The 14,040-nt window shown below is 57.1% G+C and carries 12 protein-coding genes; 3 read left to right on the top strand and 9 right to left on the bottom strand.

What is annotated here, in order from left to right:
- Positions 1 to 214 precede the first annotated feature (214 nt).
- The 7 genes from CCD76_RS17875 to CCD76_RS17845 all read right to left on the bottom strand — a co-directional run bounded on the left by CCD76_RS17875 (position 215) and on the right by CCD76_RS17845 (position 7,698).
- Entirely contained in the window at positions 215 to 1,153 is a 939-nt protein-coding gene (locus CCD76_RS17875; protein ID WP_087720874.1) for an electron transfer flavoprotein subunit alpha/FixB family protein, read from the bottom strand.
- The gene (locus tag CCD76_RS17870) at positions 1,150 to 1,902 is read right to left on the bottom strand and encodes an electron transfer flavoprotein subunit beta/FixA family protein (RefSeq protein WP_087720872.1); all 753 of its coding nucleotides are present in this window, start codon (positions 1,900 to 1,902) and stop codon (positions 1,150 to 1,152) included. The genes CCD76_RS17875 and CCD76_RS17870 overlap by 4 nt, the downstream gene beginning before the upstream one ends.
- Positions 1,903 to 2,096: 194 nt before the next feature.
- Positions 2,097 to 3,485: a hypothetical protein gene (locus CCD76_RS17865; protein ID WP_256961373.1), complete on the bottom strand. Its 1,389-nt coding sequence runs from the start codon at positions 3,483 to 3,485 to the stop codon at positions 2,097 to 2,099.
- Positions 3,482 to 4,504, bottom strand: a complete 1,023-nt coding sequence (locus CCD76_RS17860) for an NAD(P)H-dependent flavin oxidoreductase (RefSeq protein WP_087720871.1) — start codon at positions 4,502 to 4,504, stop codon at positions 3,482 to 3,484. The genes CCD76_RS17865 and CCD76_RS17860 overlap by 4 nt, the downstream gene beginning before the upstream one ends.
- The gene (locus CCD76_RS17855) at positions 4,501 to 4,959 is read right to left on the bottom strand and encodes a PaaI family thioesterase (protein ID WP_087720869.1); all 459 of its coding nucleotides are present in this window, start codon (positions 4,957 to 4,959) and stop codon (positions 4,501 to 4,503) included. The genes CCD76_RS17860 and CCD76_RS17855 overlap by 4 nt, the downstream gene beginning before the upstream one ends.
- Positions 4,952 to 6,547, bottom strand: coding sequence for a class I adenylate-forming enzyme family protein (locus CCD76_RS17850; protein ID WP_087720868.1), 1,596 nt, complete (start codon positions 6,545 to 6,547; stop codon positions 4,952 to 4,954). Before CCD76_RS17850 ends, CCD76_RS17855 begins: the two co-directional genes overlap by 8 nt.
- Positions 6,547 to 7,698 carry an acyl-CoA dehydrogenase family protein gene (locus tag CCD76_RS17845; RefSeq protein WP_087720866.1) on the bottom strand — a complete coding sequence of 384 codons (1,152 nt, stop codon included), beginning with the start codon at positions 7,696 to 7,698 and terminating at the stop codon, positions 6,547 to 6,549. Before CCD76_RS17845 ends, CCD76_RS17850 begins: the two co-directional genes overlap by 1 nt.
- A 196-nt stretch (positions 7,699 to 7,894) precedes the next feature.
- On the opposite strand from CCD76_RS17845, the gene CCD76_RS17840 reads away from it, so the two are divergent.
- The 3 genes from CCD76_RS17840 to CCD76_RS17830 all read left to right on the top strand — a co-directional run bounded on the left by CCD76_RS17840 (position 7,895) and on the right by CCD76_RS17830 (position 11,584).
- Entirely contained in the window at positions 7,895 to 9,409 is a 1,515-nt protein-coding gene (locus CCD76_RS17840) for a 3-hydroxyacyl-CoA dehydrogenase (protein WP_087720865.1), read from the top strand.
- A 26-nt stretch (positions 9,410 to 9,435) separates the two neighbouring features.
- Positions 9,436 to 10,641, top strand: coding sequence for a 3-oxoadipyl-CoA thiolase (locus CCD76_RS17835; protein ID WP_087720863.1), 1,206 nt, complete (start codon positions 9,436 to 9,438; stop codon positions 10,639 to 10,641).
- 127 nt (positions 10,642 to 10,768) lie between these two features.
- Positions 10,769 to 11,584, top strand: a complete 816-nt coding sequence (locus tag CCD76_RS17830) for an IclR family transcriptional regulator (RefSeq protein WP_087720861.1) — start codon at positions 10,769 to 10,771, stop codon at positions 11,582 to 11,584.
- A 61-nt stretch (positions 11,585 to 11,645) separates the two neighbouring features.
- Here the strand turns inward: CCD76_RS17830 and lhgO are convergent, their stop codons facing one another.
- On the bottom strand, positions 11,646 to 12,845 hold the full coding sequence (gene lhgO / locus CCD76_RS17825) for an L-2-hydroxyglutarate oxidase (RefSeq protein ID WP_087720859.1): 1,200 nt from the start codon (positions 12,843 to 12,845) through the stop codon (positions 11,646 to 11,648).
- A gap of 122 nt (positions 12,846 to 12,967) precedes the next feature.
- The gene (gene glaH, locus CCD76_RS17820) at positions 12,968 to 13,930 is read right to left on the bottom strand and encodes a glutarate dioxygenase GlaH (protein ID WP_087720857.1); all 963 of its coding nucleotides are present in this window, start codon (positions 13,928 to 13,930) and stop codon (positions 12,968 to 12,970) included.
- Positions 13,931 to 14,040 lie beyond the last annotated feature (110 nt).

The following is a 14,040-nucleotide window of genomic DNA, read 5'->3' as shown; positions in this document are numbered from 1 at the left end:
GGATCAGGCAGCGTGACCTGAATAGTTACATTTTTTTAAGCGCACGGTGCCCTTCCGCTGCCGATTCGGCAGCGGAGTAGGTATGAAGGCATCATGCTGGGGATGACTTGCGCGGGAGCCCAAGTCGTTGGGGCAGGAAACGTATCCTGCTACCGCGCCATGTCGGCGCTTGCTCGTTTGTTATTAGCTATCGGAGAGCAGGTAGCGATCATCTCTATAGCGACCTCTCCAGCTCGGGCAAAATCTGGAACAGATCGCCCACCAGACCGTAATCGGCAATCTGGAAGATCGGTGCTTCCTCGTCCTTGTTGATCGCCACGATCACCTTGGAGTCCTTCATCCCCGCCAGGTGCTGGATCGCCCCGCTGATTCCCACCGCGATGTACAGTTCAGGGGCTACGATCTTGCCGGTCTGCCCCACCTGCATGTCGTTGGGCACGAAACCGGCATCCACCGCCGCGCGCGAGGCCCCGATTGCTGCACCCAGCTTGTCGGCGATACCGTCGAGCAGCTTGAAGTTCTCGCCATTGCCCATGCCGCGACCGCCGGAGATGACTACCCGTGCCGCACTCAATTCAGGGCGCTCACTCTGCTCGAGCCGCTCGTCGACAAAGCTCGACAGGCTATTGTCGACCGTGGCATCGACCGCTTCGATGGCGGCACTGCCAGTCTCGCCAGCGGCATCGAAGGCGGTGCTGCGCACAGTAAGCACCTTGAGCGGATCGGCGCTCTGCACGGTAGCAATGGCATTACCGGCATAGATGGGTCGCTTGAAGGTATCGGCGCTCACCACATCGAGGATGTCGGAAATGGCGGCGACGTCCTTGAGCGCGGCGAGCCGCGGCAGCACGTTCTTGCCGGTGGTGGAGGAGCTGGCCAGCACGTGGCTATAGTCATCGGCGAGACGCACCAGCAGATCGGCCAGCGGCTCGGCAAGCTGATGAGCATAGACCGTATGGTCGACGATGCGCACACGGTTCACGCCGTCAAGCTTCGCGGCCTGCTCGGCCACGCTCTGCACCTCCTGACCCGCTACCAGCAGGTCGATGTCGCCACCGCTGTCCTTGACAATCTGTTGTGCGGCCGCCACCACATGAGCCGTGGTGCCGGCGAGTTGACCGTCATGATGGTCGGCGAGAATCAATACGCTCATGAGATCACCTTGGCTTCATTCTTGAGTTTATCGACGAGCTCGTCCACCGAGCCGACCTTGATGCCGCCCTTGCGCTCGGCTGGGGTTTCGACCTGCAACTGGGTGACCTGCGAGGCAATAGCGACACCGAGCTCCTCGGGGGTTCTAGTGTCGAGCGGCTTCTTCTTGGCTTTCATGATGTCGGGCAGCTTGGCGTAGCGCGGCTCGTTGAGGCGCAGGTCAGTGGTGACCACGGCGGGCAGCTTGAGCGCCACGGTCTGCAGGCCGCCGTCGATCTCGCGGGTCACGTTGACGGTGCCGTCCTGGATATCCACCTTCGACGCGTAGGTACCCTGCCCCCAGCCGGTCAGGGCGGCAAGCATCTGCCCGGTCTGGTTATTGTCGGTATCGATGGCCTGCTTGCCGAGGATCACCAGTTGCGGTTGCTCCTCGTCGACCACTCGCTTGAGCAGCTTGGCGACCGCCAGTGACTCGACGCGCTCGTCGGTAGACACGTGAACAGCCCGGTCGGCCCCCAGCGCCAGCGCGGTGCGCAACTGCTCCTGGGCGGCCTTGGGCCCGATGGTCACAGCGACGACTTCCGTCGCTATGCCCTTCTCCTTTAGGCGAACCGCTTCTTCCACCGCGATCTCGCAGAACGGATTCATGGCCATCTTGACGTTGGTAAGGTCGACGTCGGAGTGATCCGCCTTGACGCGGACCTTGACGTTGTAGTCGATGACGCGTTTGACCGCGACGAGGATTTTCATGAACGACTCCCACTACAGCTGTTTCTCTATGCGAAATTACATTTCGTACTTTGAAAAAACGATAGAATCGTTAGCACAATGGCGTCAAGCACTGCGGTTGCTGCCTATACCAAAGGACTACAATCGGATTGCCTGTACTCTGGAAGGCAGATAAGCATTATTTGTTCTGTATAGTGGAATTTATGAGTGCTTATTCAGAATTGATTGGTGAGCAAAAACCAGGCGGCCATCACCGGAACCACGCCGAGCATGAAGGCGCCATTCCAGCGATAACCGATACGCCACGACGATACGCCGGAGAAACGCGAAAGGATTAACATTGACGCGGTGAGTGGCGATGACATTAATGCCAGACACCAGCCCACCATCAGCGACACGCCGATCAAGGGCGGAGGTAACCCGGGAATATTTAGCGCGGGGAGCAACCCGGCCAGCAAAGTAACGCTCACGATGGGGTTAAGCCCTACCTGGGCGGTAATAAGCACCAAGAGCATGGCGATGACAGCATTCCAGGCACCCAGCGGTGCCAGCCAGCCCAGTGGATCCACCAATGTTTGTGGGTCGATCAGCGCCACACACAAGTGGCCGACATAACCCGCCGAACCCAATACAACCACCTCACTACCCAATGGCCCCAGCAGCCACGGCAGTTGGCGATGAAAAGTGATGGCGGCCGGCACTAACCCCCACCCCTTCATCCCTCGACGCTGCCAGGCCAGCCACAACCATGAGGCCAAGGGAGCACCGACCAGGGTTGCGATGGGTAGACGTACATCGAGCAGATAAGCTAGCGAGAAAACCAGCAACACAATGCCCAGCAGTAGCACGCAAAAGCGCCGCAGCGGGGACAGCGAAGGGGCTGAGGAGGATGGAGAGCGACGCGGCGGATGTGGTCCCGTGAGCTGGTCGACCAACCAGCCCCCTAGGAAGATGACTATGGCTGCGCCATATGAGTAAGGTGCCAATTCCCGCCACTGCACCGATGGCATGCTAGCAAGAATCACCGCGACACCGATTCCCATCGGCGAGATCAGCGGCGCCAGCGAAAAACCACGCAGCAATGCCATCAACATGCGTCGCTGACGAGCTTTTTGGACCCACTCCCTGCCATCGGCCGCGGCTAAGGTATTGCTCTTCTCGATCATTCCAGCGAATAGATTGAGAACACCAATATTAAGAATCACACCGAACAACCCTGAGCCGAGCGACAGGATAGGGTAACGCCGCGCCGGCGGCTGATGCAGCATCGCCTGGCTACATTGTCGCACCAGGCGCGAGCGATAGGCTGGTAAGCGTAGCAGGCTCAGGGCGGCAACAAAGGTAGCAAAGAAGGCAAAACGTCCCATCGCTTCGCTGAGCAATGGCCAAACGTCATCAACACGCCATAACGCAACCAGTGTGGTCATGGCAGCGAATAACAGCAGACCCATCGCCATGCGCGATAGGCGCCCCCACTGAGATATCAAATAACCGATCAGCAGCAGCCCAGCTAGCCCGTGCGCCCAAGCATTATCTAGCACCAAGCCAACCAATGTGGCCAACATTACTGTGCCGAGCAGACGGGCACCGGTGCGCAGAGTCACGAAGGCTCCATTATATTACTCAGCCTAGCCAGCGCGGTGTCTGCTTCGGCTTCGAGCTCGGCGACAATATCGGCAAGTGGTGCACTACGTGCCGTTAGCCCAACACCCTGGCCAACCGATAGCGCGCCCTGCCGCCAATCACCGCTGGCATAGGCGGCCTTACCCAGGCTGCCACGCACATACGGCATTAATTGCTGGATATCATTGATGCCTTGCCCCTCGAGCGCCTCTACCATCGCGGTAGTGTCGTTGCGCAGTACTCGCATCGAGTTGCGCAACGACGCCATGATCAGAGTTGTATCCCCTGGCTGGGCTTCGACTAGGCGGCACTTGTACTTAGCATGGGCAGGGATCTCATCAGAAACCAGAAAGTGCGTACCGATGGCCACCCCCGAGGCGCCCAACGCCAGTGCCGCGACGATTTGCTCGCCAGTGGCGATACCCCCGCCCAAGGCAAAGGGTATCGTCAAGGCGCGCGCGGCCAGCGCCCCTTGCACCATGGTCCCGATCGGCGATTCGCCGGGATGGCCACCACACTCGGCTCCCACCAGGATTACGGCGTCAACACCTGCAGCCTCGGCCTTCAGTGCGTGTCGTAGCTGGGGCACTTTGTGTATTACGCTGCACCCTCCTGCCTTGAGAGCGGCGACGTAGGGCGATGGGTCGCGCCCCGAAGTTTCGACGACAGCGATGCGCTCCTCAACAATCAGCGACATGATCTCATCAGTGCGATCGCCGGGTAACAGCTTGGGGAGCATCGATACGTTGACGCCGAAAGCGCGTCCATTAAGAAGCTCACGGCAGCGCTGGATCTCATCACGTAGGGCACTGGTATCGGAGAACGTCGCCGCTGAAATGAAGCCCATCATACCGGCATCCACCGCCGCGGCGACATACTCGGCATTGGCCAGCCACTGTAACCCGGTTGCCATGATCGGTAGCCGAGTGCCTAACTGCCGGGATAGCAGCGTGTCACGCCAGTTATAGTGAGGTTTGGGAATCGGCGTAGCGCCGGTCATGCCGGCTCACCTGTTTGCGACTGACTGGCGCGGCGTACACGAAAAGTGCCCTCACCCATGGCTACTACGTTTCCCTCGGCGTCTAGCACTTCGCCGCTGGACATGAAGGTTGACCGGCCACCCCCGCGACGGCGTCCGATAGCACGCAATACACCACTGCGCGCCGGGGCGATGAAGGTACTGGTCAGCGAAAGCGTCATACCCTTTCGCACTTGCCCCGGCTCAGGACAGTAGAGACCAGCGAGGCTCAGAGCAGTATCCAAAAGTGAGGTGAGCACGCCGCCGTGAACAATGCCGCTGCGGTTAAGATGTTGCTCACCAATAACGAGTTCAATGACGGCATAGTCTTCTTGCCATTCAGTGATGCGCATGCCCAGCAAACGCTGGTACCCGAACGGCTCGCCGGCATCGGGCACATCGGGCGATAGCAATTCGGTTGCTGTTGGCTCAGCCATGGGAACGATCCTCCTGCGCCTGCTGGCGAAGACGCCCCTTCAAGATCTTACCGGTAGCGGTTGCCGGGAGTGCATCGACTAAGAAAATTTCACATGGACGCTTGTAAGGCGCCACGCGCTCGGCGATGAAGGCTCGTAATTCATCCTCGCTCAGCGCAGCGCCAGGCTCACACTGAACGAATGCGATTACTTCTTCATTGCCGGCCACTTGGCGACCGACCACTGCCGACAGCGTAACTTCGGGATGCTCATTGATTACCGCCTCGACATCTGGTGGATAGATATTGAAGCCGGAGCGAATGATCAACTCTTTGCTACGCCCAACAATATGCAACTCACCGCTAGCATCAACACGCGCGATGTCGCCAGTGTTTAGCCAGCCCTCATTATCAAGGCAAGCGCGGGTAGCCTCCGGCTGTCGAAAATAGCCACGCATCACGTTAGGGCCACGCACCCATAGCTCGCCGGTCTCCGGAGCCTCGGCATCGGTACTTCCCAGCGGCTCGAGGCGGTACTCGAGCAGGGGTAATACGCGTCCTACGGTCGTGTTGGTTGGCGTGTCGTCAATGCGTGTCTGGCTAATTGTCGGGCTGGCCTCGGTAAGACCATAGCCGTTGTGCAGCGTCTGCCCAAAGGCTGCCTCCACGCGGCGCTTAAGATCGCCATCCAGTGGCGATCCGCCAGCTGAGATGTAAATGAGAGCCGGGGCTTCCAGTGCCATGCCTTCCTGTTTGAGATACTCGAGCACGCGTGCGTACATTGCCGGTACCCCTTGAAGCACGGTAATACGCTCTGTAACCAGCGCTTTCAGTAGCGCGGGTGTTTCGAAGCGCGGTACCGGATAGAGGCAGGCCCCGTTGTATAATGAGCCCACGCACACTGAGGCTAGGCCAAATACATGAGACATAGGCAGCACGCCGTAGACGCGTTGTCCTTGAGAGAGGTGGCGCATGCCACCTGAGATCGAAGCGATGTAGAGAATGCCTCGGTGGGTCAACATCACGCCCTTAGGCGTGCCAGTGGTGCCCGAGGTATAGATCATCGCCGCGACCTGTTTGGCACCGCTGGGATGTACCGGCTCGGTGACCGTATCGGCAAGCGGGCTGATCATCAATTCGCCGAGACTGGTGTGCTGGAAGGTCTCTGCACCATGTCTCACGCCATGTGCGGCAGCGTCGCGCGATGCGGCAGTGGTATAAAAGATGCGCCTTGGTTCGCAATTGTTGCGGATCTGATCGATCTCCTTGGCCGACAAGCGAGAATTGACGATCGCCAGCCAAGCATTCATCTCGCTCGCTGCCAGTAGTAGCACCACTAGCGCGCGGCAGTTCTCACTCACTGTCATCAGGCGGTCGCCTGGACGCACACCCAGGGAGTCCAACCAGACGGTAGCGGAACGTACCTCCTCTGCCAGTTCGGCATAGCTCCAGCGCACCTCACCATCGACGATGGCTTCCTGCTGCGGCTGACGTTCGGCCAATTCGAGCACCCGGGTGCTTAACCGTTCAGGCAATTCTGCTATCAGCTCACTGGCCCAACGACCATTGATCCGTTCGTCTGCAGCCTGGTAGGGGTGAGATAGCTGCATTATTGCGCCTCCCGTACCATATTGCGCGCAACTACCAGCTGCTGGATCTGGGTAGTCCCTTCGTATATGCGAAACAGCCGTACGTCGCGATAGAAGCGCTCGACAGCATACTCAGCCATGTAACCTGAACCACCATGGACCTGTACTGCGCGGTCAGCGACACGGCCAACCATCTCGGCGCAGAACAGTTTGGCGCACGATGCTAGCGTCGAAACATTCTCGCCTGCATCCTTGCGCCGCGCGGCATCCATGACCATGGCACGTCCGGCGTAGGCTTCGGTCTTACTGTCAGCGAGCATCGCTTGGATCAGTTGATGCTCGGATAGGGGAACCCCGAACTGTTTGCGCTCCATGGCGAAGTTCAACGACTCCTCTACCAGGCGCTCGGCCACTCCCACGCATACCGCTGAGATATGCAAACGGCCTCGATCTAACACTTTCATCGCGGTCTTGAAGCCTTGGCCCTCTCGCCCGCCGATAATGTTCTCAGCCGGCACGCGGCAGTTGTCGAAGATGATGTCGCAAGTATGTGCTCCCTTCTGGCCCATCTTCATATCAGCCGGGCCACGCTGAATGCCAGGGGTGTCTCCCTCAACAATGAAGGCACTAATGCCTCCCGCACCTTTATTATCTGGATCGGTGCGAGCCATCACAGTGAAAAGATCGGCCTCGGGGCCATTCGTGATGAAGCGCTTGGTGCCGTTGAGTATGTAGTGATCTCCGTCACGAATTGCGGTGGTGCGCAAGCTGGCTGCGTCGGAACCAGAGTCAGGTTCGGTAAGACAGAATGAACTGATAATTTCGCCGGTGGCTAAGCGCGGTACATACTTAGCCTTTTGCTCTGGCGTACCATCGATCAAGATTCCTTGGGCACCGATACCATTATTGGTGCCAAAAACTGAGCGAAATGCCGGAGACGTTTTGCCAATCTCCATCGCTACCAGCGCCTCTTCCTCCATGGTCAGGCCGAGGCCGCCGAACTCTTCAGGAATCGACAAGCCAAACAGCCCCATTTCCTTCATTTGCTCGAGAATCTCGGCGGGGACCGCATCGTCCTCGGCCAGGCGGGCCTCATTGGGAATCAGACGCTCACGTACGAAGCGTGAAATCGTATCCAATAACTGATCCAGCAGTTCCTGATCTCGAATCATGGCGGGTCCTCGCTGTTTTCTTGTCTGGTCTCTTAAAGCTTAAAGAAGCATTTGCGCTGGTGGTCTTCGACTTTAGTTTTGCTTTGCGAAACCGTCTTTCGCATATCTTGCGATGCACTGTTGCACAGCCTATGATGACCGTCAATATTCAGAATCAAGTTTTGCAATGCGAAACAAACAGGAGGCACGCTAGGTCATGAGCAAGCCCATCACCACCATTGGGATTATTGGCACCGGCGCCATGGGACGCGGTATTGCGCAGATTGCTGCTGAAGCGGGCCTGCGAGTCAAGATGCACGACACGCGTGAAGCCGCAGTTAGTGAAGCCCAGGCATTCATAAGCAAACTCTGGTCACGCGCCGTTGAGAAACAGCGCTTCAGCCAGGCCCGTGCCGACGAAATGATCAGCTTGCTCGAGGAAGCAAGAACACTGGAAACCATGGCCGAGTGTGATCTAGTCATTGAGGCCATCGTGGAGCGCGTGGACGCCAAGCAGGCCCTATTCAAGCAACTCGAACAAATTCTCGCTGAGCACGCCATTCTGGCTACTAACACATCATCACTGTCAGTCACCGAGATAGCCTCAGCCTGCGCACGTCCAGAGCGAGTAATTGGCCTTCACTTCTTCAATCCCGTCCCTTTAATGAAAATCGTTGAGGTCATTCCAGGGGTGAAAACTGATCCTGAGGTGACCGAGGCGGCCGAAGCCTTAGGTCAACGATTCGGGCACTTCACTGCAAAGACCACTGATACCCCAGGGTTCTTGGTTAATCATGCCGGACGTGCATTCGGTACTGAGGCCTTACGAATACTTTCGGAAGGTGTTACAGACCATGTCACTATCGACCGCCTGCTGAAGGATCAGGGTGACTTCCGGATGGGCCCATTCACACTGCTTGACTTAACTGGCCTGGACGTCTCGCACTCAGTGATGGAATCGATTTACCACCAATACTACCAAGAGCCGCGCTTTCGCCCTTCACCACTGACAGGACAACGTCTAGCTGCTGGCCTGCTGGGCCGCAAGAGTGGAGAAGGATTCTATCGCTACGATAATGGACAAGCGGTGTTGCCCGAGGAGCCTACAGCTCCGAGCGCCAAGCCGATTCCAGTGTGGATTAGTGCCGAGGACACAAATGCTAACCGGGCGCTGGTCCGTATGGTCGAAGCGGCTGGCTGGGAACTAGAAGCAGGCAATGTTCCCAGTGATAAGGCACTTTGTTTGTTGACACCTTATGGCGAAGACACCACTGACTGTGCCCTGCGTCAGCAACTCGACCCGTCACGTTGCGTTGCTGTAGATATGCTTGCTGGTCTCAATAAGCGTCGCTGCCTCATGACCAGCCCCGCGACCCTCGCTGTGGTACGCGATGCAGCTCATGCACTGTTTTCCTATGATGGAGAGCCCGTCAGCGTGATTAATGACAGCACCGGGTTTGTGCTACAGCGTGTGGTGGCATGCATCGTCAACGTTGGCGCCGATATCGCTCAGCAGCGTGTTGCCGAGCCAGTGATCATTGACCGTGCAGTCGAGCTAGGCCTGGGTTATCCCTGGGGCCCGCTGGCCATGGGAGAGCACTACGGCTCACAGCGCATCCTAACCATTTTGGAAAATTTGCTGGCCGCTACTGGTGATCCACGTTACCGGCCGAGCCCTTGGCTACGCCGTCGTGCTCGCCTGGGTATCCCATTGAACGTTACCAGCGCCTAATAGTTCGTTAAAACACGGAGCTTATCATGCAAGACGCTTACCTTTATGACGGTATTCGCACTCCTTTCGGTCGCCATGGCGGCGCGCTCGCAGGGGTACGTCCAGATGACCTGCTGGGTTTAACTCTGAAGCATTTGATTGATCGTAATGCGTTCGCCGCCGATGCTTATGAAGAGGTCCTTGCTGGTTGCACCAATCAGGCAGGAGAGGATTCACGTAACGTTGCTCGCCACGCGGCGCTTCTGGCGGGCCTACCGGTCGAGGTAGCTGGCCAGACTATCAACCGTCTGTGCGGTAGCGGCTTGGCAGCGATCCTTGATGCCGTTCGAGCCATCCGCTGTGATGAGGGTGCGCTGTTTCTGGCCGGTGGTGTCGAGAGCATGAGCCGCGCACCTTATGTGCTGGGAAAAGCCGACTCTGCCTATGCGCGAAATCAGCCTCTGTACGATACGGTGATTGGTTCACGCTTTCCTAACCCATGGATCACCAAAGAATATGGTAGCCACAGCATGCCGGAGACTGCGGACAACGTGGCGCATGATCTAAGCATCAGTCGAGATGCTGCCGATGCCTATGCCGCACGCTCACAGGCACGCTACGCCGAAGCATTGGCAAAAGGCTTCTATAATGAGGAACTGTTAACGGTCGAGGTTGCCCAAGGCCGCAAGCAGCCGCCCAGGCTAGTAGAAGAGGATGAGCATCCACGACCCGGCAGCGATGTCGAAAAGCTTGGCCGCTTGCCGGCGTTATTCGAGAATGGTGTGGTCTCAGCAGGAAACGCGTCTGGGCTCAATGATGGTGCTGCAGCGATGATCGTAGGCAGTCTTGCAGCTGGCGAGAAGGCAGGTATGGCGCCGCGTGGACGCATTCTATCGGGGGCCGTTGCGGGGGTTCCCCCACGAGTGATGGGGTTGGGGCCAGTGCCGGCCAGTGAGAAGGCCCTTGCACGTGCAGGTCTGTCGCTGGACCAGATGGACCTGATCGAAATCAATGAAGCATTTGCGGTACAGGTGCTGGGCTGTGTTAAACAACTGGGGTTGTCTCCCGAGGACAGCCGCCTGAACCCTAACGGCGGAGCCATTGCAATTGGTCATCCTCTGGGCGCCTCAGGGGCTCGCCTAGCGCTAACTGCACTGCGACAATTAGAAGCAACTGGTGGCCGCTACGCTCTGGTGACTATGTGTATTGGTGTCGGCCAAGGCATTGCCGCGGTGATAGAGCGTTGCGAGTAACTTTGCCGCTATCAATGAAAAACGCCCGTCAAAGCGGGCGTTTTTCATTTGCTCTCCCCAGTAGCAGTTGTGCGATACTTGATTTCATTCTGCAAGTTACTATTTTATTTTGCTCTTGGGAGCGCATATGAATAAATCTATCTCTTTTGAGGAGGAGCAGGACGCCGCTGCCAAGGACCGAAATTTCGTCACAGCGCTCTCGCGTGGACTCGAATTGCTTAGGGCCTTCGGTGCCGGTGAGGAGTATCTAGGCAACGCTGAGCTTTCCAGTCGGACCGGTATTCCACGTCCTACCGTCTCGCGCCTCACTTATACACTCAAACAGCTCGGCTATCTGCAGCACAACGAACGTTTAGAAAAATACCGTTTAGGGGCAGGTGTGCTCACGTTAGGCTATCGGTACTTGGCCAGCATGGGGATTCGCGAAATAGCACGACCACATATGCAACGCTTAGCCGATGCTACCGATTGTGCTATCGCCTTGGGCACTGCAGACCGCCTGTCGATGACCTATATCGAAGTGTGTCAGGGTAGCGGGCCGCTATTGATGCGTCTCGAGACAGGTTCACGTATCCCTATGGCTACTACAGCCATCGGTCGCGCTTGGCTTTGTGGTATCCCCTCTGAACGACGCATGCAATTGATGAATGAGATGCGACAACGCGATCCCGATAATTGGCCGGCCATTGAGGAGTCAATTCAGAGATCGCTTGGGGACTATGCTACGTACGGGTTCTGTCTTTCGCAGGGAGATTGGGAAAGCGAGATCAGCGCAGTTGCTATGCCCCTGATTCTTGAGGAAGGTGCCGAGATAATGGCCATCAACTGCGGTGGCTCGTCATTGCGCCTAAGCCATCGTGTTCTGATAGAGAATCTTGGCCCGCGCCTCAAAGAACTCGTTGAACAGATCAAGCAAACGCTAGAGCCGCCTCGTATCGGATGATCCCCTTTAGGCTGCCATGCCGACGTCCTGGATAGACTCGGCATGGTAGACATCACCAATTCTAGCTATCCCCCAACTGCGCCCTCACCTGTGCGACGATATGTTCACCGATGGGAATCGCCGAGGTCGCTGCCGGTGAAGGTGCGTTGCATACGTTCACGGTGCGCTTGGTATTGACGAACAGGAAGTCATCGACCAGCTTGCCGTCGTTGGACACCGCCTGGGCCCGGACCCCGGCGGGATAGGGCTTGAGATCGTCCAATGTCAGGCTCGGGCAGTACTTGCGGACCTCTGCCAGGTAGCCCTTCTTGTACAGCGAATTCTTCAGCTCGATCAGCCCTGGGCGCAGGTTGGTCTTGAGCACCTTGCGAATACCTGGGTTGGTCAGCATCGCCATAGTATCGGACAACGAAAAGTCGTTCTTGCGATAGCCCTCGCGTTTCCAGGCCAGTACGGCGTTGGGGCCGACCGTGACGGTACCGTCGATCATGCGCGTCAGATGCACACCGAGAAACGGCATCGACGGGTCGGGTATGGGGTAAATCAAGTGATTGACGATGCGGTTATGCTCCGGGGGCAGCAGATAGTACTCACCGCGGAACGGGCAGATCGTGAAGTCCGGTTCGATGCCCAGCATGCGTACCACACGATCGGCCATCAGACCCGAGCAGGACACCAGATGGCGGGTAGTGAACTCGCCCTGACCGGTCTTCACGACGACCTCACCGCTACGCTCCTCCAGGCCCGTCACCGGGGTGGAGCAGCGAATCTCACCCCCCGCAGCCTCGAACTCACGGCCCATGGCGGCGGCAACCTCCGCATAGCTGACAATACCGCTGGAGGGGACGAAGATGCCGCCCATGCCGGTAATGTTAGGTTCGCGCTCACGCAACTCATCCGCACTTAGCCAATAGCGCTCCAGGCCGTTGGCCTCGGTACGCTCCCACAGGGCCTGCATGCGCTGCATCTCGAGATCGCTGGTGGCGACCAGCAGCTTGCCGCACTCATCGTATGCGATGCCGTGCTCGTCACAGAACTGTTTGGTGGCACGATTGCCTTCCAGGCAGAAACGCGCCTTGAGACTGCCCGGCGTGTAGTACACCCCGGCATGAATCACACCGCTATTGTGACCGGTCTGGTGCTGGGCCGGCCCGCTCTCCTTCTCGACGAGGAGCATCTTATGGTCGGGATAGGCCCGGATGAGTTGCATGGCGGTAGACATGCCGAGGATGCCTCCGCCGATGATGATGAAGTCGTACACCGAGCCCCCGCTTCAGATTGCCTAAATCGATACGTAAATGCATCACACAACCGACAAGCAAGGCGGCCTGCCGGTCTTCTTTGGCGACACGTGAGTTCCTAAAGTGCTTTAAAAATAGCCTCTCAGGTATGCTTAGGATTGGCTAACGTCTGCTTATGAGTGAAGTAACCACGTTGGCGCATCAGTTCTCGGCGCAGGTCAGGGTGTGGGGTGAAGCGATCCCGGCCGTGCAACCAAAAGTGATTATTAATGAGCAGGAAGCTCCCCACTGGTACTGGCACTGAAAGGCGTGCCTCGCTGCTTTCTAGGGATTCCGACATTTCAGTCAACCAATTCCCCTCTTCAAAGTCGCGGGGCTGCACGAATTGATCGATATAAGACATCACCGGCCGACCTTCTGCATCTATATCAAAAACCGAATGATAGACATCGTGACCAACATTTTTGCTAGGAGGCGAAGACCAACGCATCTCTCGGCGGGCCATAGGATGACTGAAAAAGCGATTCAGGTCCTTCCAATCGTCTAGATGAAGCAGAAGCGAGTTACCGCCCTCCATATTTTGCTCATCAATCTTCATCATCAGCACATAATCAGTGTCCTGCTCAACAAAAGTTCCATCATTATGCAGCTCCATAACGCGGTGCGGCTGGCGCAAGTAACTGTCTGAGTTATCGACGTTTTGAACCACGAAACGCGCATAATACTGACCGCTCATGGCATCGAAATTGGAGCGTCCGAAGCAGTGCGCTACAGCAGTAGCAAATTTAACCATCTCATCGGCCTGCTCAACTCGATCGAGCCCCTCCGGGGTCACCAGTAGCCCCCCTGTGGATCGATCAACCATCACACTGACCAATAACGGCTGAAGCGTATTGTTACATAGATCATCCAATAGCTTGGCCACGCGGAATCGCAGCATCGACTTATATTCCAATGCTTGGATCGGCCACTGGGCTACAGCTTCGAGGAATGCGCTGACGGTCTTTTCCTCAAAGGTCAAGGTCATCAAGCGTGGGGACTGTTGAGAGCGGGTCAGGGTGAAGCCATCTGTAACAAATTGGGAGATTGGGGTCAGAGCAGTCATTGCAAACCTCTTGGCTGGCTAGAAAGTCGTGTCGAGCTTCATCTAAAAATATCTACATTTTTATTTTTTGTCAAAGTATCTAGGTGTAGGGTTCCGGATGATCAAATGAG

Source organism: Salinicola salarius, assembly GCF_002179555.1.
In the GTDB taxonomy this organism is placed as follows: Bacteria; Pseudomonadota; Gammaproteobacteria; order Pseudomonadales; family Halomonadaceae; genus Salinicola; species Salinicola salarius_A.
Note: the sequence above shows the minus strand (reverse complement) of the source record. Positions and strands in the feature narration are given on the sequence as shown.